This is a genomic window from Candidatus Brocadia sp. (genome assembly GCA_021646415.1).
Taxonomy (GTDB): Bacteria; Planctomycetota; Brocadiia; order Brocadiales; family Brocadiaceae; genus Brocadia.
On record SOEU01000016.1, the window covers coordinates 33,049 to 56,641 of the forward strand.

General features: G+C 42.7%; 20 protein-coding genes. 10 read left to right on the forward strand and 10 right to left on the reverse strand.

The window, feature by feature from the left end:
* Positions 1-15 precede the first annotated feature (15 nt).
* From E3K36_12755 to truA, 9 genes are all read right to left on the reverse strand, one after another.
* Entirely contained in the window at positions 16-2,133 is a 2,118-nt protein-coding gene (locus E3K36_12755; GenBank protein ID MCF6156084.1) for a tetratricopeptide repeat protein, read from the reverse strand.
* Between the two features lie 249 nt (positions 2,134-2,382).
* Positions 2,383-3,018, reverse strand: coding sequence for a hypothetical protein (locus E3K36_12760; GenBank protein ID MCF6156085.1), 636 nt, complete (start codon positions 3,016-3,018; stop codon positions 2,383-2,385).
* A 148-nt stretch (positions 3,019-3,166) separates the two neighbouring features.
* Positions 3,167-3,901, reverse strand: coding sequence for a type 1 glutamine amidotransferase (locus E3K36_12765; protein MCF6156086.1), 735 nt, complete (start codon positions 3,899-3,901; stop codon positions 3,167-3,169).
* Between the two features lie 29 nt (positions 3,902-3,930).
* The gene (gene thiC / locus E3K36_12770; GenBank protein ID MCF6156087.1) at positions 3,931-5,205 is read right to left on the reverse strand and encodes a phosphomethylpyrimidine synthase ThiC; all 1,275 of its coding nucleotides are present in this window, start codon (positions 5,203-5,205) and stop codon (positions 3,931-3,933) included.
* Positions 5,206-5,303: 98 nt separating this feature from the next.
* Positions 5,304-6,125 (reverse strand): rRNA pseudouridine synthase, encoded by an 822-nt coding sequence (locus E3K36_12775; GenBank protein MCF6156088.1) that lies wholly within the window; start codon positions 6,123-6,125, stop codon positions 5,304-5,306.
* Complete coding sequence (gene recN, locus E3K36_12780; GenBank protein ID MCF6156089.1) at positions 6,125-7,840, reverse strand: DNA repair protein RecN; 1,716 nt, start codon at positions 7,838-7,840, stop codon at positions 6,125-6,127. The genes E3K36_12775 and recN overlap by 1 nt, the downstream gene beginning before the upstream one ends.
* Positions 7,841-7,868: 28 nt before the next feature.
* A complete protein-coding gene (metG, locus tag E3K36_12785) occupies positions 7,869-8,195 on the reverse strand; it encodes a methionine--tRNA ligase subunit beta (protein MCF6156090.1) in 327 nt (108 codons plus the stop codon).
* A gap of 550 nt (positions 8,196-8,745) precedes the next feature.
* Entirely contained in the window at positions 8,746-9,084 is a 339-nt protein-coding gene (locus E3K36_12790; GenBank protein MCF6156091.1) for a PilZ domain-containing protein, read from the reverse strand.
* Positions 9,085-9,222: 138 nt separating this feature from the next.
* Positions 9,223-9,990: a tRNA pseudouridine(38-40) synthase TruA gene (gene truA, locus E3K36_12795; protein ID MCF6156092.1), complete on the reverse strand. Its 768-nt coding sequence runs from the start codon at positions 9,988-9,990 to the stop codon at positions 9,223-9,225.
* Positions 9,991-10,293: 303 nt separating this feature from the next.
* Here truA and E3K36_12800 point away from each other — a divergent pair, with 303 nt between their 5' ends.
* The 4 genes from E3K36_12800 (at position 10,294) to E3K36_12815 (ending at position 13,696) form a co-directional block, all read left to right on the forward strand.
* On the forward strand, positions 10,294-10,677 hold the full coding sequence (locus tag E3K36_12800) for a RidA family protein (GenBank protein MCF6156093.1): 384 nt from the start codon (positions 10,294-10,296) through the stop codon (positions 10,675-10,677).
* 118 nt (positions 10,678-10,795) lie between these two features.
* The gene (locus E3K36_12805; GenBank protein ID MCF6156094.1) at positions 10,796-12,541 is read left to right on the forward strand and encodes a hypothetical protein; all 1,746 of its coding nucleotides are present in this window, start codon (positions 10,796-10,798) and stop codon (positions 12,539-12,541) included.
* 110 nt (positions 12,542-12,651) lie between these two features.
* The gene (locus E3K36_12810; GenBank protein MCF6156095.1) at positions 12,652-13,128 is read left to right on the forward strand and encodes a 2-C-methyl-D-erythritol 2,4-cyclodiphosphate synthase; all 477 of its coding nucleotides are present in this window, start codon (positions 12,652-12,654) and stop codon (positions 13,126-13,128) included.
* A 25-nt stretch (positions 13,129-13,153) separates the two neighbouring features.
* Positions 13,154-13,696 carry a hypothetical protein gene (locus E3K36_12815; protein ID MCF6156096.1) on the forward strand — a complete coding sequence of 181 codons (543 nt, stop codon included), beginning with the start codon at positions 13,154-13,156 and terminating at the stop codon, positions 13,694-13,696.
* A 48-nt stretch (positions 13,697-13,744) separates the two neighbouring features.
* Here E3K36_12815 and serS read toward each other — a convergent pair whose 3' ends face one another.
* A complete protein-coding gene (serS, locus tag E3K36_12820; protein ID MCF6156097.1) occupies positions 13,745-15,019 on the reverse strand; it encodes a serine--tRNA ligase in 1,275 nt (424 codons plus the stop codon).
* A 561-nt stretch (positions 15,020-15,580) separates the two neighbouring features.
* Between serS and E3K36_12825 the strand changes: the two genes are divergently transcribed.
* From E3K36_12825 to E3K36_12850, 6 genes are all read left to right on the forward strand, one after another.
* Positions 15,581-18,304 (forward strand): hypothetical protein, encoded by a 2,724-nt coding sequence (locus E3K36_12825; protein MCF6156098.1) that lies wholly within the window; start codon positions 15,581-15,583, stop codon positions 18,302-18,304.
* A gap of 670 nt (positions 18,305-18,974) precedes the next feature.
* A complete protein-coding gene (locus E3K36_12830) occupies positions 18,975-20,333 on the forward strand; it encodes a phosphoglucosamine mutase (GenBank protein MCF6156099.1) in 1,359 nt (452 codons plus the stop codon).
* Positions 20,334-20,339: 6 nt separating this feature from the next.
* The gene (locus E3K36_12835; GenBank protein MCF6156100.1) at positions 20,340-21,524 is read left to right on the forward strand and encodes a glucose-1-phosphate thymidylyltransferase; all 1,185 of its coding nucleotides are present in this window, start codon (positions 20,340-20,342) and stop codon (positions 21,522-21,524) included.
* Positions 21,525-21,728: 204 nt separating this feature from the next.
* Entirely contained in the window at positions 21,729-22,334 is a 606-nt protein-coding gene (locus tag E3K36_12840) for a hypothetical protein (GenBank protein MCF6156101.1), read from the forward strand.
* A 665-nt stretch (positions 22,335-22,999) separates the two neighbouring features.
* Positions 23,000-23,185, forward strand: coding sequence for a hypothetical protein (locus tag E3K36_12845; protein ID MCF6156102.1), 186 nt, complete (start codon positions 23,000-23,002; stop codon positions 23,183-23,185).
* Positions 23,186-23,194: 9 nt separating this feature from the next.
* The gene (locus E3K36_12850) at positions 23,195-23,488 is read left to right on the forward strand and encodes a hypothetical protein (GenBank protein ID MCF6156103.1); all 294 of its coding nucleotides are present in this window, start codon (positions 23,195-23,197) and stop codon (positions 23,486-23,488) included.
* Positions 23,489-23,593 lie beyond the last annotated feature (105 nt).

Here is a 23,593-nt window from a genome sequence, read left to right on the forward strand (position 1 = left end):
TACCTCAAGCCAAAACTAGTCTCTATCCCGGAAACTGGAGGTTTGTTCTGTACCTGAAATCTGACTCACTCTCTCAGAATTGGCTAAATCTTCCAAGCACTTTTCCGCCAGTTTTTGAAATTGGGACTTAAATGGTTCTCCGCCAAAATTGGGATCCTCTGCATGCAAGCTATCGATAAGATTCTTCACATGTTCAAACTTCCCCTGTTCGAACATGGTACTGGCGATATCCAAACGACCCTGCCAGCACAATTGATTATTTTGCGGTGTTTCTTTAGCCCATGCTGCGTACCATTCCAAAGCGCGGTCATATTGTTTCATTTCTTTTAAACACTGAATGAGTTCCGATTTTAGTGTTTCGTCGTTGGGCAATTGCTTTACCATTTCCTCATAAAGATACAACGCCTTTTGCCACTCTTTTATTGCAGACAGCGTTTTGGCTAACTTGATCTTCGCTTGTGAAATCTTTTCCTGGAGTTCTGGTTGTTTTGAGTATTCCGTGATTTGTCTTTCAAGAAGGGCGACGGCCCTTTTATAATTCTTGTTGGTATAAAAAGTGGTTGCCACTGTATCCAGAGTGTCAAAATTCATCTTCTTAATATTGACCAGAGATTCTGCGGCTTGTTCTGCTACGCGTTTATCGATATCCTGAAGTGCTTTTATCAGCGATTCTATTGCCTGTTCATTTCCGATTTGTCCTAATGCCGTCACAGCGGATTCTCTTACCCGTGCACTGGTATCTGAGAGTAATTTAACGACAGACTCCACACAAACAGGGTCACCGATTTTCCCCAAACTATCAGCAGCGTACCAGCGCACACGTTCCTGCTCGTCACTCAAGACTGCAATGAGAGGTCCCACGGCACGGGCATCGCGAAGCTTTCCAAGTGATGCAGCCGTACACTCTCTTATTTTTGATTCTTTGTGCGTTAACGAGGCAATCAAAGGTTCGACAGCCCTTGTGTCCCCAATTTGTCCCAGAGCTTCGATGATAGAAGATACAATAGACAAATTCGTATTGCTGTTTAATGCCAAAATTAAAGCCTCTACTGCTTCATGCTTTCCTAATTGGCCTAATGCCTTGGCGGCCTTTTCAGTGACGACCATACTTTCGTCATTCAGGGTATAAATCAAGGGTTTTACAGCCCTCTCATCGCCAATTTCTCCCAATGCCTGGACTACGACAATACGAACCCCTTCCTCTTTATCCGAAATGGCATTAATCAATACATCGATTACCGACGGGTCTTTGATCTTGACTAATTCTTTTGCTGCAAATATTCTTACTTCCGGGTATTCACTCTTGATGGCCTCGATTAATGGTTTTGGATCTGTTTTGTCAGGCCGAACTTCGAGCAGTTTAATTGACTTTTGGGCCACTTCAAGTTCCATCTGTGCGATCTTTGATTCCAGTTGTTTTGCATTTTCTTCCTGCTTTAATACGATATCTTCCATCCACTGTTCGCGTGTTTTTGTTTTATTGAGAAGCCACCATTCATTCCACCACGCTACATCGTTGCTGTTGGTTAACTTCGTAATTTTTTCCAAAGATTTCATTGCAGCTTCCCTCAAACCCCTGTCATCCACCGCAAGTATTGTAATCAGGGGTTCGACTGCATCCCGATCATTTGTATTACCCAGGGCCTTTGCCAACATGATTTTTGCATTCAGAGATCGCTGAGGGTCCCGTAGTGCCTCCGACATTATCTGGATAGAATTATTAGTTTTTAATTCCCCGAGGCTCTCTGCCGACGCTGTTTGTATTGCAACAGAATCGCTGTCCAGCAAATTAATCAGGATATCAGTTGCGCAATCATCTTTGATAAAGCCAAATGCTTTGATAACCGAGATCTTAACGTCGTCACGTTCTTTGTCGTCTTTTAATATCCTTATGAGCGGTTCCTGCGCATTGTGAAGGTTTAGTCCCAATAAAGAAACGGCCGCAGAGCTTCGTATCGTAGGGTCATTGGAATGCAACTGATCCGTCCACTCGTCCAACTTGCGCCGAAGTTCCATGGCAGTTTTCAGATGTACCTTTTCAATCGCAACCTTTCTCGAAATTGCAGTGCATCCTGTAAGTAAACTTACAGCTATGAGTAATATACTACAAAATGTTTGTTTTCTTTTTTGCATAAGTACAAATCTTTAAAATCAATTGCATATTATTATCTTGTATGGGAAAAGGCAGTATTCGGTGAGAGCATGTAATGTAGTTGTTCTCTATATAGCATGTTAACAGGAGTATACAATAGAATAACAAATTTTATTTTTTCAGTCAACATAAAAGACAAACCCTAACGTGTTAAATGTACAAGGCAGAACGCACGTTACGCAACCCGAGACATGTTTTTAAGTTTTTGGTCACAAATATGCTGCGCCGGGTTAGGGGATTACTTTTGATAAATCTATGACAAGCCAGTTTTCGTGGCCGGGTTCTAACTGTTGTCCGGTTGAAGGGAGTAATTTCCAAAACCCGCTGCGTCTCTTTTTCAGAGGATTTTCTAGTGTCGTATAATAATACCTTTTTTTTTCTGACATGATGTCATTGTATGTTTGAAATTTGTGAACACGGCTGAAGACAATATTCAGATTCCGGTTCTCTATGAATAATACACAATAATTATGCCTGTCGGTTAAAAGCAAACGCTCAGAATAAGACGAAACGGTAACGACTTGTGCCGGTGTTGCAACTGAAAATGCATGCACAATCAGGGGAACCAACTGTTTTATTTCCTTGTCTTGAAAGACATTTAAGGTCTTTATCCTTTTAAACAGTCCTTTTTCTTTATAATGAATATTTGATAATACTTTTGCGATAACATCTTCCATAAATTCATACGGATGGTCAAATCGGATGCGATGGCCGTTCTTCTTGACAGGTAATTCTTTGTGTTCTACGGCAACCATACCGTATTCATTGGTATACGCATGGATGTCGCACAACCAGGCAGAGAGCAGTATGCAAACAATTCCTGTAGCTAAAATCAGGTGTTTCAATTTTTGATTTCTTATGCTCATTTACACTTCCGGGCCGTTCTTGTATTTTATAAAAAATATTTCGACATTTCCGTGTAAAATAAAATTAACCCTGTCAGGGTTTGTAACCCTGACAGGGTTGACACACAAATTTCGTGCTTCGGATTTTGTCTTTTCCGACTCGTTCGGGTTAGGTAAAAGAGAAAAACTTTTTTTTCAACAAACCTGCCACAGTAAAAAAATTTACATAGAACCGTTCCGCTTGTTTCACGTAATCCTTTTCTAATTTGGTATAATCTTCAAGCATTTTTTGTTTCTCTGAGATAATGCCCTTGAGTGATTCCAATTCTCCCTTGTAAGCATCGGCCCACCGGGTGATCATATCTTTTGTCACTTCGACATGAAACTGGATGCCATATATATTTCGGCCGTATTTTAACGCCTGATTCTGGCAAAGTTCTGAAAAAGCCAATCTTTTTCCTCCGTGAGGTATTTCAAAGGTATCCCCATGCCATTGAAATACTGTGAAAACTTCCGGAAGGTCTCTGAACAAATCATCCTTAAGTCCATTATCATTAAGGACTATCTTGTACCATCCAATCTCTTTCTCTGGATTTTTTGTTATTTTGGCACCGGTTGCTTTAGCGATCAATTGTGCACCCAGGCAAATCCCCAGAAATGGCACTTCCTCTTCAGCGATTCTTTTGAGCAGGACATCCTCGTCTTTCAGGAACCGGTATTTCTCCTCCTCATACACATTCATGGGGCCACCCAGAGAAATAACCGTTCGGAAATCCTTTTCCAGTTTAGGTACTTTATCACCCTGCAAGAGATCAATAACCGTGTATGGCAACTTGTTATCTTCCAAAAAATCCGCAATAGTGCCTGGCCCTTCGATATCTATGTGTTTTATGAATAAAATCATTCTTACTCCAAAATAGAAACCAGATGATTTTATACCTTATCGCTGAGTTTGAATACACAGTATTCAGCGCACATGGAACAGACTTCTTCGTTTTGTGGTCGTCCCTTTTCGCGAATGCTTCTGGCTACCGTGGGATCGATACACGTGCTGAACTGTCCCTCCCAATTCCTCTTTCGCCTGAATTGTGACATCTTTTTGTCCCACTCCCATGCCGATTTAATACCCTTGGCAATATCGGCGGCATGGGCGGCAATCCGTGCGGCCATTACACCGCTTCTTACATCGGCTGGACTAGGCAGGCTCAGATGTTCTGTCGGTGTTACATAGCATAGGAAGTCTGCACCCGCGGCGGCTGCTATAGCCCCCCCAATGGCAGATGTAATATGATCATATCCGGGGGCGACGTCCGTGACGATTGGACCGAGTACATAAAAAGGTACCCCTTTACAGAGTTCCTTTTGTAACTGAACCTGTGCAGTTACCTGATTTAAAGGGACGTGTCCGGGCCCTTCTACCATAACCTGCACACCGGCATCCAGCGCCCTTTGCGCAAGCTCTGCGAGTACGTTTAACTCATACACCTGTGCACGATCAAACGCATCTGCCAAAGCCCCCGGTCGCATGGCGTCTCCCAAACTCAGAGTCACGTCGTATTCCTTTGCTATAGCCAATATTTCTTCATATTTATCATACAGTGGATTCTCCTGTCCATTGTGGATCATCCATTCTACTAAAAAAGTTCCTCCGCGGCTTACCACGCCGCAAATGCGTTTATTTTCTTTCAGATGCTTGAGTACCCCCTTTGTGGCGCCACAATGCACGGTAACAAAATCCACGCCGTCCTCACAGTGCAATTGAACGGCTTCAAGCATATCCTTAGCCGTCATATCGACGATCGCACGCTTGTGCTGGACGGTCTTTACGGCCGCCTCATAAATGGGTACGCTGCCTACAGCGATAGAAGACGATTCTATAATCTTTTTCCGTATCGCCCGTAAATCGCCGCCGGTGCTAAGGTCCATTACTGCGTCAGCGCCTGCTTCTTCCGCCGCTTGCAACTTTTCCAATTCGTTTGTGACATCAGCATAATCGGCAGAAGTCCCAATGTTGGCATTGACCTTGGTTTTGAGTCCTGCACCAATACCGCAAACCTTTGATGCCTTACGTTTGCGGTTCACAGGAATGACAATCTTACCCTCGGCGATACGTAGCCGGATATTTTCAGGATCCAAACCTTCATCTTTCGCAACCTGTCTCATCTCTTGTGTTATGATGTTTTGCCTGGCCAGTTGTAGTTGCGTCATATTCTCCTCGATCTTCTGAAAAGTTTAGCTCACCACAGAAAACACAGAGGTCACAGGTGTTCTCTCGTAAAAAAACGATGATTTCTTCCAGAGGGGTTTTAATTATAAATTTTACAATTCTCGACATTCCCGGCAGAGATTCTTCTTCTTTGTGTCTTCTGCGCACTCTGGGGTAAACTATTGCCTGTATCCTTTACATCGGCTCTTTCAGCTATTGTATAAAGCCGTGCCACTTCGCGATCCGTCAATTTCCGATATTTGCCGATTTTCAAGGTTGGGTCATATAAATTACCAATTTTTATCCGCCGCAGGATGCGTACCTTATAGTTACACTCAACAAGCATACGGCGGATTTCTCTGTTTTTGCCTTCCTTCAACACCATCTCAAACCTGCTCCTTTGCCTGCCTCTTCGCACATTCTGAATCCTTACGGGCCGTGTCTTGCCGAAGGAAAGCCAAACACCTGATTCCAGTGCCTTGATTGCCGCATCTGTCAGGTATCCATCGACCTCTACAAAATAGGTTTTACTCACCTCATACTTCGGGTGTGACAACGTGTTTGCAAGGTCACCATCGTTGGTTACGATAATCAGCCCTTCACTTTCCTTGTCCAGCCTTCCGATGGTATATATCCTTTGAGTCACATTTTTTATGATATCAACTGCCTTTAACCGTTCCAGCTCGTCACGGTTTGTGCACACATAGCCTTTTGGTTTATTGAGTAAAAAATAAATCTTGCGTTGCTTTTGTATCAATAACCCATCGCAACGTATTTCGCTTTTATCTGCATCGACAGTTGTACCTAAAGTTGTGACGCGTGTTCCATCAACAGTAACTCTTCCTGCTGCAATAATTCTTTCGCATTCGCGGCGGGAACCGAGTCCCGCCTCTGCCAATATTTTTTGCAAACGTTCTAACATTAACCCTTGCTTTTTGCCTTTCTTTTTGCATCCCGCAACATTTCTTGTGCTTGTTTTCTGGTAATATCTGTTTTTTCACTTCCCCTGATCATGTCGGCAATTTCTTCAAGACGGGATTCTCCCGATAAGTTTTCGATAGTCGAAAACGTTTTGCCATTTTTCACCTGCTTATTCACCTTCCATTGTTCATCTGCATAGCTGGCAATCTGGGGAAGATGGGTGATGCAGATTACCTGGTGTGACCTTGCGATGCTACTCAGCTTTTCGCCAATTACTTCTCCCATTCTCCCGCCGATATTGGCATCGATTTCATCAAAGACCAGCACCGGAGTCTTATCTACTTTGGCAAGTTGGTGCTTTAATGCCAGCATAACCCGCGATATTTCTCCACCAGAGGCAATTTTCCTCAGCGGTTTTAAATCCTCACCAGGATTCGGCGAAATCAAAAAATCAACCCGATCAAATCCATGACTATTCGCATGAAAACCATCAGTGTTCCCGCTGTTATGTAAAAATGGAGACGTGATTTGAACACAAAACCGACCGTGGGGAATACCCAGGTCGTGAAGCTCTTCATTTATCAGGGGGGTTAACTTGTCAGCGGTTGAAAGACGTTTCAGAGTTAGTTCTTTGCCTTTCTGGTTCAATAGATCAGACAACCCCCGCAATTCTTCATCCACATGCTCAGCCGATGTTCCTTCCTCCAAAAACTGCTTCAATTTTGAGTCTATCTCGTCACGATAGGATAAAATTTCTTCCACTGTGTTTCCGTATTTTGATCGTAACTTTCGGATCGAATTTAAACGCTCTTCAATATATTCTAACCTTTGAGGATCATAATTGAATGCATCTCTATACTTTCCTAATGAAAAGGCTGTATCCTCGATTTGATACAATGATTGGCTGCAGTCGTTGAATATCTTTTGCATGGTGTCGTCAAATTTTGCAACCGATTGTAATTCACGAATAACTGACTTCAACCTTTCAACAATTGCTTCGGAAGACTCGTAAAGTTGTGAATAACATGAGGTAACGGTACTGTATATTTTTTCGGCGTTACTTAAGATACCCTTTTCTTTTTCAAGCCCTTCTTCCTCACCTGCCTTGAGTTGTGCCTTATCAATCTCATCGATCTGGAAGGCATATAAATCCATCTTTTGCCTTCGTTCCTGCTGATTGCTTTTCAGTGTCTCCTGCAATTTTGTTTTTTCTGTAACCTGTTGATAGACCCCGGCAAAATCTTCCCGTAACGGAGAAATTCCTCCAAAATCGTCCAGGATATATAATTGGTTGGTACCGTGTAACAAGTTCTCATGCTCGTGCTGACCATGAATGCTGACTAATGTCTCCCCAATTTCCTTAAGCATGGATACCGTGATAGGAACATCGTTCAAGCGGCATCTGCTCCGGCCGCTTGTATCGATACTTCTTTGAATTAAGAGTTCTTCTTCGATAGTATTATTGTCCGATATTTTTGCAATCTGTTTTAAAAGATTTCTATCTTTGACAGAGAATTTGCCTATTACTGTGGCCTCATCTTTGCCACTTCGCACGACATCCGAAGTAACACGTCCGCCGAGGATAAAATTGAGCGCGCCGATCACTAACGACTTTCCTACACCCGTTGCCCCGCTAAATACATTTAACCGTCCACAGAGTTTAATGGTGACTCTATCAATTAATACAAAATTCGTTATATATAACTCCTGCAGCATGGTTAATTCGCCATTTTCTGCAAATTTTTTATTGTATTTTTGAGCCCGGCTTTATATCCTTTTCCGGTGTAAGGATTACCACCTGATTTCCATCTTTTGCGGCCAGCAGCATTCCCTGACTCTCAACGCCTCTGAGTATTGCAGGAGCAAGGTTGTTTACGATAACGATCCGTTTCCCAATCAGGTCTTCTGGTTTATAATGGTTTCTAATTCCCGCAACAATCTGCCTATTTTCTAATCCGTCGCCCGCATCGATCTTCAATATTAACAACTTATCAGCGTTTGGATGCGGTTCTGCGTGCTTCACCTCTGCCACACGCAGGTCTACCTTCAAAAAATCCTCAATCGAGATCATAAAAAAACCTTTCCTGAATAAAAAAATAAATAACCCTTTTAGGATTTAAAGTGGCTTTGGTAAATCAATACAAGCGACTATGATGCTAATCAGATGAAGTTACAAGGCTATTTATTTTTTATAAATATAACGATTTTTAAAAATTGTGTCAATGAATTAAACATAACGGGTCATTGGCAGAGAACTATGGAATACGGGGGAGTATATAACACCTGGGAAATGAGCTTACATCGTGACGAGGAATTATAATATTGAATACCCAAAAATTATGGAGGGAGTATAGCTGGCTTTATAGTATTACTGTATAAAAACTCCTTTCCCCATTTTCATGAGGACAAGTTTTGAGGAAGTTTTTTACCTCCCCTTCATCGTTCGACTGAGCTCACGACGAAGTCCCCTCCTTGCGAAGGAGGGGAAAGAGGGGCGGTTATTTTGGTTGCGGCTTCGCTGCGTTATGGTATCCAGAAGAATTTGTTTTCAGATTAGAAGGCACTTTCATCCGGCAAAACAATTTTTGAATAAATGATCTTGCCATTTTCTAAAAAGGAAGCTATGTGCTCTGCTTCAGAATGTCGGCCAGGCGCCGCAAGTCGTTGCTTTCCACTTCTAAAAACTGAAGACCCACATCGTATTTGGCAGTTGACCCATCCAACGGATTCAGCCACACGACTTTTACGTTACACGTCATGCTTGTGTTGTCTGGCAAAAACAATTCTATCTCCAGACGCTCACCAACCTTGAATGCCTTGTCACTGTATACCCGGATGCCGCCAAGTCCGATATTGATCAGTGGGCTGCGAGGCGAAGTAAGGCGTGCCGGTCTGCAATAAATAGGTGCATTAAGGCGTGGGTACAGCCTTCTATTTTGACTGGCATCGTATTCTGTCATGATTTTGCTCCGATTGAACTTGTATAGCGTTTCCCAAATTCGGGAACAAAAGACTTTTGGACATCAGTTTATTCTTGTTGCTGTTCAGAGTCAAGAAATAAGTAAGATTCCCAGAAAAATCCAAAAATCATTCTTACGTCAGATTAGAGCACATGGCTGTTCATGTTCGTTTTCGTATTGAACCTCCATGAGACACAGCCCCTTGGCCGGTGCCGTGGGACCTGCCAGATTCCGATTTCTTGCATTTAAAATATCTTTCATGTGCCCCACTGAGATTTTTCCTCTCCCTATCTCTATCAGTGTGCCCACAATGGTCCTTACCATATTGTATAAAAACCCATTTGCTTCAATGGTAAAATATATATACTGCCCTTGTTTTTTAACATCTAAACCCTTTACAGTACGTATCCGGTTCTTTTCACACCTGGCCTTCGTCGTAAAAGAGGTAAAATCCCGGGTTCCTATGAGGTATCTCGCTGCTGAAATCATTTTATCCATGTCTAATTGGAATCCGGACACATAACAAAAATTACGATTCAGTGAACTGCGTATCCAATTGTTGAGAAGTGTATACTGATACACCTTCGATTGGGCGCCATATTGGGCATGAAAGGATTCCGTTACGTCTCTTGCGTCTTTTATCGTGATGTCATGAGGCAGGTAAAAATTTATTGCATGGAGTAGTCTTTCGGATGGGATATCTGAAGTGGTGTGAAAATTAGCCACTTGGCCAAGGGCGTGGACACCTGCATCGGTGCGGCTGGCGCCATAAATTTTAATTGGTTCATGAACGACTTGTTCTATTGCCCTTGAAAGGGTTTCCTGGATGGTTTTATCGTTCTTTTGCCATTGCCAGCCCGCATAATCGGTGCCATCGTATTCTAGTAAAAGCCGTATATTCCGCATAAGCCTTGCGATTTTACAGGTATTTCCAAATGAAGTTAGATGCTGGTTTTGTTTATGGTAAAAATAGAAGCAAAAAAGACCGGAACAATCAATAAAAAACCGTAAACATTCGTTCAAATGTTGAAAGAAAACAGGTAATTTTGTTAGTATGGTACAAAGTTTGTAGGGCGCAAAGTGAATTGCGCTAATACCAGTATGCACAGTATTGTTTTGTATTGCATGTTAGCCACATGATGTTCTCAATGGAGTTATCGTACTTTACTGTATATATTTTAAATTTCTCAAGTGTGAAGGGAGGCTGTAATGGAAAAATTGGTTATATCAACAGATAAAGCTCCTGCGGCAATTGGACCGTATTCTCAGGCAATCAAGACTGGAAATCTTGTTTTTATATCAGGACAGATTCCTTTACTTCCTGCAACAGGGGAAATTGTGCAAGGGGATATCAAGGTCCAGACAAGACAGGTATTGGAAAATATAAAACATCTCCTGGAAGCAGCGGGTTCGTCCTTAGATAAGGTAGTAAAAACGACCATCTTTATGAAAGACTTGAACGATTATACGGCAATTAATGATGTTTATAAAGAATTTTTCTCACATAAACCACCAGCCAGGGCAGCAGTTCAGGCGGCAAGGTTGCCCAGGGACGTAGGCCTGGAGATTGAGGCTATTGCCTTTTGCGGCTAAGAAAGAAAAGTTTGACTTGTATTGCAAAAACTGTTAAATTAATAGTTTATAGCGCTATTCATAACGCTATTTCACTAACAAATATTAAGACAATTTTTTATTTAATTAGTTTTGTTTTATGTTAAATATAACAACAAAAGCAAAGCATAGGGACATTTATCCTGAGGTCGTAAATCTCCTCGATAACTCAAAGAAGTTCTTTGAACGGGTTGGTATATCAGAGATGGAGAAAAAAGTAGTTGAAATGCGTACCCAGTTGGAAGAGCCTTTTTATCTTTTGATAGCCGGAGAGTACAACTCCGGTAAATCCAGCTTCATCAATGCCATGTGTGGTGAACATGTTTTACAGGATGGTCCGACTCCTACCACGAATCGAATCACATTGTTAACATACGGAGAGAGCATAGAGGTCAAGGAGGTGGGTGATCATTTATGTCAGGCAACTTACCCTATGGAAACATTGAAAGACGTTACTTTGGTTGATACACCAGGCACTAATTCAATTATTCTAGAACATGCAGCGCTAACGGAAAGCTTTGTCCACAGAGCAGAACTTGTCCTCTTTGTAACCTCTGCAGACCATCCATTTACGGAGAGCGAGCGACAATTTCTGCAATTTTTGAAGGGCAAGTGGGGCCGAAAGGTGCTATTTATTCTCAACAAGATAGACCTGAAGACACCTGAAGAACTCAATGAGATCCTGAATTTTTTGGAGAAGAATTGTTACCGGTTGCTCGGGTTTGAACCAAAGATATTATCGATGTCCGCGAGGGAGGCTTACAAAGCAAAAGTTGAAGGAGATACGGTTCTCCTTGAAAAAAGCAAAATTAAAGAGGTTGAAGCTTTTGTATTTGAAAAAATGGACCTTGATACGAAGATCGATTTTAAATTGGTCAGCCCTTTAAAATATTTGTTCAATGTGTTTACTGAACTCCAACAAGGTCTCAGCGAGAGGGTTAATAAGTGCAATACTGATATCAAAAGTATTGAACGATTTGAGACGCGGCTTAAGAATAAAAAGCAGGATATGCAGGAGTATACATTAAAATACAGAGACGAGATTAAGCTTGTATTTTCGCGGTTAAAAGAAAAATTGGATAATTTTCTGAATTCGTATGTTACTATGAAGTCCGTAATTCTTTCCAAGGTGGGACGGGAAAAGATTGATGATCGGTTTAAGAGGGAAGTTTACGGGCTTTTAAATCCGCAAACTGATTTAGACCGTATTGTCGATGATGTGGTAGATTATGTCGCAAGAAATAACCGGTCATTATGGGATTTAGCAAGAGACCATATAGAGAAAGAAGTTGGATATGACCGTAGGGCGGGAAGTATCCTTGATGGGCACGCGGAACGACGCTATGACGATCGAAAGCATGAAATCGAAGTTGCTTTAAAGTCGCGTTCTAAAGAATTCAGAGAATTAGATATTGAACGAGAATCAGAGAGGCTGAGTAGTTTGGTTCAGGGTGGATTTATTGGCTTTTTGTTGACCGAAGCGTTTGCTGTTGGCATTGGTGTTGGTGTTACAATGATGTTCTCATGGATTGTACCTCCCCCTGTCATAATAGGAATCGCCGTTACCTTGGCATCTATTGGGTTTGCCATTTTCCCTCAAAGGCGGAAGTCGTTCCGGAATGAATTTATGAAACGTACGGATGCAATATGTGAACGATTTGTCGAGTTCATGAAATTTGAAATCGATAAAGCCATTGATCGCGTGATTGAAGATATCAGTAATAATATTTCTTCGTACCGCGATCTTCGATGGACAGAAAGGGAAGAGATGGTGCGGCAGGTATCAGAAGTAAACTCGTTGCTGGAAAATGTGAAGAGCCTGATGCGAAAAAGCGGTTTAACATAAGAGAAAGATCATGGGGGAAATAAGAATTTTTTTATGATGGCTTGATTGCGGAAATTTACGAAAGAATGTTGGCTCATGTGAATAAAGCTTGGATAGTAAAGAGAGGGTACATGCTGTTTGGGATCGGATATGATATTCATAAACTTGTTGAAAACCGCAAACTGGTACTGGGCGGCGTTGAGTTTGATTACCATTTAGGACTACTTGGTCATTCGGATGCCGATGTAGTGCTCCATGCTGTATGTGATGCGTTACTTGGGGCTGCAGCCCTTGGTGATATTGGAGAACATTTCCCGGATACCGATCCGAAGTGGAAAGGGGTCTCCAGCAAGTTCCTTCTTTTGAAGGTTGCTGATCTTGTGAAAGAGAGGCGCTGCAAGATAAACAATGTGGACGTAATGATCCTTGCCCAAAAACCCAAAATCGGTTCCAGGAAATTAGAGATGAAGGAAAATATTGCAGAATGGCTCCATGTGGATGCAAGGAGGGTCAATATTAAGGCAACGACGATGGAAGGCGTAGATGCCATTGGTCGTGGCGAGGCTATTGCAGCCCAGGCCATTGCAAGTTTATGTGAAGACCTGTAATTGTAAAGGATGAAATAATTTCACTATGGCGATATGGAAAAGGAAAAAGAAGGCAAAGGAATCTGAAGAAAATCTCCCGAAAGAAGGGATAGGAGAAACTTCCGAAGGGGATGTTCCTTCTGATACAATCATAGAAATACCAACCACAAAAGAACAACCCAAACAAGAAGAGACTGTTTCTGAAAAAATACCCGAAATTGAAATTTCTCCAACAGTCCAGGAAGATTTGAGTAGTGGCGTAATATTGTATGGAAAGAAGATTTCTGGTTTTCTTGGGAAGGGTTTTTGGGGGATATTGTCTATTTTGATCATGCCTCCTATATTAGTATTTGCCTTAAGCATTCTTGTTATTGTGTTTATGCTCATCTTTCCACTACTAGCAGTCGTACTGGTCGCATCGGTGCCTGCCGTCTTTGTAACCTTATCCATATTTATTATTGCGCTTCCCGTGCTATTTCCCCTGCTCGTGTTATTCTTGCTCATTACCGGCAAGGGCAGATTATTGATAGGTTCGGAAGGGAAGTGGTTCGGTATCGAAATGTTCGGAAAGAGTTACTCTCTGAAATAGCAAGATATGAATCCTGTCAGGGAAAGGAATAGATGCAGCAGGAAATTGTTACCTGGCAATAACCTTCATTCCCCCCATATATGGCTGAAGGACATCCGGGATTATAATGGACCCATCCTTTCGCTGATAGGTTTCGAGAATTGCGATAACTGTTCTTGGCAGGGCTAATCCGGAGCCGTTTAAGGTATGTACAAATCGTAATTTACCATCCTCGTCCCGGAAACGAATATTAATACGCCTTGCCTGAAAATCTTCAAAATTGCTGCAGGATGAAACCTCAAGGAATTTGTCCAATCCCGGTGCCCAAACTTCAATGTCATAACACTTAGCCGCTGCAAAGCTCATATCTCCCGTAGATAATTTTGCCACCCGGTATTCAAGTCCCAGGAGCTGAAGTATCTTTTCCGCATTAATCAGTAATGACTCCAGTTCATTGTAAGAAGTTTCTGGCCTTACCAGTTTCACTAATTCTACTTTATTGAATTGATGTACCCGAATAATACCCCTCGTATCCTTACCATAAGAACCAGCCTCGCGCCGAAAGCAAGGAGTGTAGGCAGTGTAGTAGATGGGGAGGTCTTTGAAAGAGAGTATCTCATCACGATGGATGTTGGTAACCGGAACTTCCGCCGTTGGAACGAGAAAGAGGTCATCTACGGCAGTTCGATACATATCCTCTTCCAGCTTGGGTAATTGGCCTGTGCCGGTCATAGACGTGCGGTTAACGAGAAACGGAGGAAACAATTCAGTATAGCCATGTTCTCGGGTATGGGTGTCCAGCATGAAACAAAATAAGGCACGCTCAAGTTTTGCACCGGGTCCTTTTAGAAGGATAAAACCCGAACCGGAGATTTTTGAAGAACGTTCCAGATCCAGGATATTCAAAATCCGTCCCAATTCCCAGTGTGGTAAAGGTGCAAAATCAAACGTTTTCCGCTGTCCCCATGTCCTGACGATGACGTTATCATTGGCATCCCTCCCAATGGGTACGTCCGCTGCTGGGATGTTTGGGATACGAAGGAGCAGATTGATGATTTTGGGTTCCAGTTCCTTCAGTATTTCCTCAATGGATTTTATTTCATCGCCGATCTTTTTTGTTTCTTCGATAATATTAGAGGCGTCTTGACCTCTTTTTTTCAGTTCGCTGACCTCTCTTGATTTTTCGTTACGTTTACCCTTCAATTGTTCGCAGGTATGGATTAGAGACCTGCGTTGCGTATCCAGTTCTAAAATTTGGTCTATGCTGGCTGCATTTTCATGTTTATGGGCAATGGCCTGCTTTATTTTGTCAGGATTATTCCTGATAAAATTTATGTCGAGCATATATTCAAAAAATCTCCGTTTACTATGATAGATAACAGTTTTCTGGGGTCATGGAACTGTAGCCATGTAACAAGGTCTATGTCGTTTTACCATATCTCCGAAACTTGTTATCTCACAGAACTTATGAATCACTCATAATTCTTGTAATTAATAGGTGCTGAATTATATGGAATTATTCCGCTTATTTCAATAACTTTATAAATGTTAACGATATACGGATAATCATATTTTTCTATGTCGTATTTATGACGTACATTAATTCTGTGCTACGAAGGAGATGATTTTGTTTAGCGTTATTCCCTTGTGTTTACTCATTTATTCCATGTTTATATAATTTTATATGCAACTTCTGTGTATTTCAGCAAACAAAAGATCATTGTTGAATGATAAGTAGTTGCCACAGGCGCTTCATCTGAAAGTTATTGAGGACATCTCCTGTAATTTTTTCATTGAAGAAAAGGAAAAAAAAGAATTGAATTATGGTGGTTTTTTGATGTTTCCTTCAGACAAAAACACAATTATGTATTATTTCATCCAACATCTTTGTAGGAGGATTTGAAGATGTCAAAACTTCTGTTGGGTTTGTGGACTACCATTGCCGTACTGATAGCATGTCCGATAACTTGGGCAACGCCACCTGTGCCCGAGGGCGATGCGCAGGTCTTGGATCAGTACTGGCGTGGCTTGGTAGCGATGCGTGAAGCTAAGTGGACCGAATCGATCACGCCATTGTCGCAGGCTATTGCCCGTATGCCTGGCAATGGTCGGTTGCTGCTGGCACGCGGAGTGGCGTATGCGCTTGCCAGTGATTTTGACCGTGCCATTGGAGACCTTACGCGTGCACAGATGAAAGGGAGTCGCGAACCACAACTCTGGAAGTATGCCGTAGAAGCCATGAGCAACAAACTTGCGGAGGGCAGCGGTATCCCGATACCGCGCAGTTTGCAAAAAGAAGCAGGACGTACGGCAGTGTTTTCAGGCATCCCCGGACACATGATCCAGGGTGGTAACGACTATACCACAAGCTATGCGTCATGCGTATATTACGAGCTGGCGATGCCGTACCGTATGGCAAAGGAAAGGAGAGGCAGCACGTCTACGGAGATGATTACCGCAGCCAAAAGAAAGGCCAGCCGGTGGTTCGCTAACCGCGCACTGGCTGCGCCTGAACTGGCGTCGAGGAACTATGGTTGGGCGCAACAACTTATGCATGCCAATCAACTCCCGGCGGCGAGGGACATCTTGAAAATTGCACGATCGGCGTACCCACAGGACGCGGATATGGCGGCGTCGGCTGGGGATCTGTGGAGGCTGGCTGGCAGACTGGTGACCGCACGGCGGGATTACACGATCGCGCTGACGATGAACACGGCGCATGCATCAGCATACGCCGGCCGTGCTGAGGTGGCAGCGATAATGGGCGACGCACGCCGTGCCCGTGCCGACCTGTCGCAGGCAAAGCTCTATGGGGGCGCAGAGCTGGCAGGTGTCAAACAGCGAATCGAACGTGCATTGGCACGCAAGGATGAGAAGAAAGATCCATCGGCCCTACTGGATGAACTGGACAAGGCAGCCAGCGGTGGCGCAACAATCGAAGCACTGCTCCCCTTGTCACAGAGGCTGCACCATAGCGCAGCCCAGAGTGACCGCCAGTACAGTGAGCTGTATCAGGATCAATTACGGGAGCATGAAGATGCTGTGAGACGCAATCCCAAAAACATTGATGGATGGGTAGCACTTGCGCAGTATCTCGTGGACGAAGTGGATGTCCGGGGTGAGGAGGTTGAACCACGCCGCGGCCTTGTACCATTTCGTTGGCAGTACAGTTCAGAGTCAGAGTTAAATCGTGCATTGTATGCGGTAAACCAGGCAATCCTGCTTGATAACCGTAACATCGGCGGTTTAGTGACAAAGGCATATGTGCTTGATGGGCTGGGGCAGCGTGACCAGGCAGAGCAATTACTGATGTCTGCGATCAAGATTGCAGGTCCTAACGATGCGCGGGCAGTGCGTTTGCTCGCCGAGTATCGCAGCCGCCAGGTTGGCCAATTGTTGGCGTCTGCTATGGCACTGCGAATGCCGACGTATTCTACAAGTAAGCACACTGAACATCGTTACGACGGCGTGTGGGAAATCACAACCACTTACAGGCATGATCCGAGCACAGAAGATCTGCGAAATGCTGATGATCTTGAACGAAAGGCGGCTGCACTGATGCGAGAGGCGAAGCTGACTATGGAAGCGGCGATACGTACGAGCAAAGGCACACTCGAAGGTTTGCTGCTCGAATCATCATACCAGAACTGGTTTGGCACGCGCGACAAGGCGCTGATGCTGCTGCAACAGGCCGTGCGAGACTACCCGGAATCGATCAAGGCACACGATGCATTAATTGTGTACCTGAGATTCCTTGGCCGTCATGATGAAGCGATCGAGCAGGAAACCTACGCGTGGCAGCTTTTCCAGACGACATGTGCACCGTTGCTCCGCCGCGTATGGAACAACGTGGGGAAAACAGGGTGGGCATCTTTGGTAGACGATTTACAACGAGCGCGTAGACTCAACCCTGCCGATGCACGGGGTACAGCATACTTGGCAGAGGCGAAGGCAGACATGGGACAGGAAAAGGAGGCAGATGCATTGCGCCGCGTTGCCGCTGCCCTGGAGCAGGCACGGCTCTTATTTGACGAACAAGGCATAGCGCAGTCTTGGCCACGTGACGCGGGTGAGCTGGCGCTTTCAATGCAGATGCGCCATCTTTTGGCAGCTACGGCGAATAACGGCGGAAAAAAAGATGAAGCGCTGTTACACTATGAGGCAAGTGCGGCTCTGGCTGGACGCTATCCTGTAGACGGCATTGCCGCACTTATGTTTGGTGCGATGTTGCCAGACCCCAAGGTGCCGCCAATCCCTGCTCCGGCGCCGGTCAACGGCGCGACATTGGCCGCTGCGGGCTACGTGGGAGCAGCCCGTGCACTACAGACACTCGGACGCGCCGATGAGGCTCAACGCTATTTTCAGGCCGCCGCTTCTATGACCCGCGCATACGGCGATTTGACCCCCAATATCGGTACCGGCAGGGGTGATAGCAACTTCGGAGGCATGGCTGAGGGCGCATCGGCTGAGGCCCTGGTTGAACTGGCCAGAATCGATATAAAGAATCGCAACTACAATGCCGCATTCGAAAAGCTTCAGACTGCCACCCAGGCGAAACCCTCCAACGAACTACGAGGCGAGATTAATCGCATGATAATGGAGATGTTGCCGCATCTGAACAAGCAATAATACTGCGAAAATAACAGAACAGTTTACGATTCAAAGCAAAAAGTTAAATATTCTTATAACCATTTAAATGTTTGAAAAAGTAACACGTCCCTAAAGAATCAAATGCTGCTAAATCTTTGTTCAAACGGTATAGTATAGCTGTTTGCTCTTTCCCTTCTCGTGTTTCAATTGATTGTTGCCTGATTTTAGAAGCAAGGCGCTGACCACTAGCCCGCATTTCTCACGGAGGGTTATTTGTGATATCAAAAGGTTTCAAAATGCGAATGCGGTTGCTTTACAAGACGGACTCTTTCAGCTTTTATGCATCAAAATTGAATATATTGAAGATTTTATTGATAAAAACACCGGGACATGCCACCAAAAGGCGTATTTTGGGTGCAGTGTAGCGCCCCCTGTCCTGATTCATGAAACGGCTTAATTTTGCCATGTGATTTATTCTCCTCTGTTTCGTCACTCGAAATCATGAGAGTTCTTTACCATAAAATAAATTGCAATCCCATGAGTTTTTGCTTTAATATCCTTCACGTAAAAAAAACAATTATTTTTGCATATATTATCTTTCAAAGATACTTTGGCCTTTTTAGAAAAATATGAATAAAGTCAACCCTGACAGGGTTAACTCACAAATTTCGTGCTTCGGATTTATTTTTTCGACTCGTTCGGGTTAGGAATTACCATGGAAAAATTATTTGGAACAGATGGCATACGGGGTATAGCAAATATATTTCCCATGACGCCTGAAGTTGTATTGAACATCGGTAAAGCCACTGCTCATGTTTTCAAGGAAACATACGGGAAGAAAAGGCCTAAGCTCGTTATAGGCAGAGATACCAGGCTAAGTGGCTGTATGATAGAAAATGCACTTACATCCGGGATCTTATCCGCAGGCGCAGATGTCTTCCTTGTTGGTCATATGCCAACACCTGCCATTGCCCATTTAACAAAATCATTGAATGTTGATGCAGGTATTGTAATTAGCGCTTCACATAATCCTGCCTCAGATAATGGAATAAAGATTTTTAATGGTGATGGCTATAAGTTGTCCGATGATGTCGAAGAAGAAATTGAAAAATATATCTTAATAGAAAATGTAAAAACAGAACATATAACAGGATGTTTCATAGGAAATGCACATTACGTTGATGATCCAAAAGGAAGGTATATAGAATTTGCAAAAGCTTCTATAAAAAACCTGAGTATAAAAGGATTAAAAATTGTCTTAGATTGTGCTAATGGCGCCGCATATAATACTGCACCACATGTATTGAGAGAGTTAGGCGCAGAAGTTATTGTGCTCAACGATAAACCAGACGGACTGAACATAAACTTGGATTGCGGGGCACTGCATCCTGAAAAAATGAAGGAAGTGGTGAAAAAAGAGAAGGCACATATCGGAATAGCACTAGACGGTGATGCAGACAGGGTTATCGTTTGTGATGAAAAGGGAAATAATGTTGATGGTGACCATATCATCGCAATATGCGCAATTTACCTGAAAGAGAAAGGTGCATTGAAGAAAAATTGCGTTGTTACCACGATCATGACGAATAAAGGATTCGATATTGCGATGGATAAAAAGCATATCCGTGTTGTTAAGACAAAGGTGGGCGACAGGTACGTCATTGATGAGATAAGGAAAAAAGGATATGTTTTGGGCGGTGAACAGTCCGGACATATCATATTCTCAAATCATACAACAACGGGTGACGGAATAATCTCTGCCTTACAATTGTTGGGAATTATGAAGGAGAAGGGGGAAAAATTAAGTAAGTTAAAGGAATGCATGAAATCCCTGCCCCAGGTGCTTATGAATGTTAAAGTAAAAGAAAAAAGGGATATCGATACCCTGAAAGCAAGGAAGTATATCTGGAAAGCAGAAGAAAAATTGGGGAAAAAGGGAAGGGTGCTCGTCAGATATTCGGGAACAGAGCATTTATGCAGGGTCATGATTGAAGGTGAGCAGAAAAAAGAAATTCAAAAAATGGCGAATGACATTGCCCAGGGAATAAAAAAAGAGATCGGGGTTTAAATTATGATACAAGCGATCATTTTGGCTGCGGGAAAAAGTACAAGGACATGGCCGCTGACATTGACGAAGCCAAAACCATTACTGAAAGTAATGAATAAAGAGATACTCAGGCATAATTTGGATGCGTTGCAGGGATTAGTGAGCGCGGTTATGGTAATCGTAGGATTTAAAAAGGAAATGATCATAAACGAGATCGGCAATAAATATGGGAAGTTAAGCATCCAGTATGTAGAACAAAAAACACAGTTAGGTACGGGACATGCCCTGAAATGTGTTGAAGATTTGATTAAAAACAAATTTGTCGTTTTAGGCGGAGACGACATCTTTTCCCGCCGGGACATACAAGCATGTTTAAGGCATAAATACGCTGTTTTGGGGTGCAAGGTTGAAAATCCGAGCAGATTCGGTGTTTTCGTTTTGTCAGGCAAAGAGGTGAGAAAGGTCGTAGAAAAACCCCAGACATATGTGTCAGATATAGCAAATACAGGATTATATGTCTTTGATAAAAATGTATTCAAATTTAAGCTGAAAAAAAGTACAAGGGGAGAATACGAAATAATTGACTACATCAATGAGCTTGTCAAAGAAGAAAAGGTAGTTTGTGAAACGGTAAAAGGACATTGGTTGTCGGTAGGGTATCCATGGGATTTAATTCAGGTAAATAACATTTTAGTCTCTGAAATAAAAAATGAGATAAAGGGAAAAATAGAGAAGAACGTTACCGTAAAAGGGAAGATACACGTAGGAAAAGGGACGGTAATTTTATCAGGGACGTATATAGACGGGAATGTTGTTATTGGCGAGAACTGCACCATAGGACCAAACTGTTTTTTAAGAGGAAACACCTCGATCGGAAACAACTGTCATATTGGACAGGCGGTTGAGATAAAAAATAGTATTATTATGGATAATGCAAAAGTCCCCCATCTTTCTTATGTGGGAGATAGCGTTGTTGGAGAAAATAGCAATCTGGGCGCAGGCACAATCACCGCTAATTTAAGACATGACAATAAAAATGTGCAATCTGAAGTGAAAGGTGAATTGATTGATACTGGCAGAAGGAAGTTTGGGGCTATAATCGCCGATGATGTTCATACAGGAATAAATACAACAATCTATCCCGGAAGAAAGCTTTGGCCGGGGGTAGGCACAGGGCCGGGCGAGATCGTTGATAAAGACAAGAAGGTTTAAATAATCAAATGCAGTCAGTACCACAAGCGTGAATGGTGGTTTGATTAGCCCTAAAAGGGGTTACTCAGGTCAGTATCAGGTTTATCATCAATCGATTCATTCACCTCCTGCGCCTGACAAATGCATTTCTATTCAATAGAGATTGACGTTGTTTTGGCAAATATTTACAAGCTTTGTTTAAGGAGTACTCTACCGGAATAGAAGATGAAAGAGGCAACTGAGAAAACACTGAGTATGTGGCTAAGTTTTCTTGCCATTATCTTTTCGGGAGTTAGCTTGTGGGTATCATATGAGAGTTGGAAAACTACAAACAAGGACTTCCAAGTGAACCTTCAGCCCATTCTAGGAACAGAGTTTAAAATAGATAACGGTAAACAGGTATATGTCCTTATACTGGTTAACAAAGGACCCAATACAATTTATGATCTAAACATTGAGACATTTACTCGATTGGTAGACCTCGAAAATAGGCAAATGCCAATCCAAGCAGGAGGGCCGGTAGGCGATCTAGAAAAAAACAAAAAACTAGAACCTGGTGAAACTTACACGATCCCAATAACTGAATTTATTGATAATGCAGCAAAAATGAAAGATTACTCAAGGTACAAGAAAGACGAGAACTATCAGATATTTTTCTCTTTTTACTTTTCTTTTAGACGATTGCCGGATAAAAAGCAGTTTGAAGAAACGAGGACTCTATTAATAACAAGGGCAGAAGGCACAGGACAGTTGATAGTGATAGACCCATACAAAACAATGAAGTTTAAAAATGAAACTATTAACGACTTAGAAAAGCTTTTTTCGCATTAATGAACGTTGTTTTCCTATAGGGGAAGCAATGGGCACATCCTAAAACTTAAACATTGGTATCAGGAAAATAGGGGGAAAATAGGGGAAAATAGGGGTCAAATCTTTATCATTTACAAATCTGCTTCAACTCTTTTGATAATCTGAGTAAGTGTTTGTCACCTTCCAGTCTTTCTCGTAATCGTTTTCTCCCCACGCTCACAGTACTATAGTCTACCCCCATCATTTCTCCTATCTCAGTTCCGTTTAGTCCGCCAACCCGATATAACAAGTCCATAGCTATTTGTCTTATTATGCCTCGCTCCTTTTATTTCATCAAAACTTTTCTTTGTCTCTTTGCTGAGATCAATTCATGGGTCAAACAATTCATGGGTCAAACCTTCATTTTTCAATTGACAAACTTTACGTAAAAGAAAAGTTTTTGGATATCTTAAGAAGAACATAGGAGAGATATGGATACCTCCTCCATGCATATGCCCAAAAGGCATAAAAGATCAGAGGATTATAGGTGAACAAGTAGGTTGGGTTGAGGAACGAAACCCAACAACCTAATATGGCAAGAAAATAATGCAATATCGCAGATCACAAGCGCAAGGCGCAACGTTCTTCTTTACCGTAATAGCATACAATAGAAAGAGGTATTATGTCACAAGGCAAATGTAGCGCCGATAAAAGAGGCTTTCCAGTATATTATCAAGCAACACCCCTTTAGAATTCAGGCTTTTGTCCTACTTTCTGATCATATCCATTGTATTTGGACATTACCAGAAAACGACAATGCTTTCTCAATGCATGGCGATTTATCAAGAGTTATTTCAGCAGACGATGCAAGAGTGCGTACAAATATTTTATGAAAATGTGGCATGAATAATCGCAGTTGTTGGGTTTTCGCTTTGCTCAACCCAACCTACACAACTTATAAGGAAAAAGAATCAATCGTAGATACAGCAGAAACACCTTCCTACTTTTCCAGGACAAAAACTGCTGCAATGAAGGCATACGGAGATTTTGTAAAGGAAGGTACAGGAGAAAGAAACAATCCCCTGGAAGATGTGGAAGCTGGAGTTCACCTCGGCAGTACAATATTCATAGCAAAGACAAGAGGTATGTTGCAAAGACGGAAACCCGATGAAGAGATTCCTCAGGTGAAACGCTAAAGCGAGTAGAAGCCAGGATAAAAAGAGAGAGATAATTCCAGAAAGAAATCGAAGTTAAAAAGGCAATTAATAATTAAATAACGAAGGGCTGACCCTTGGCTTTGC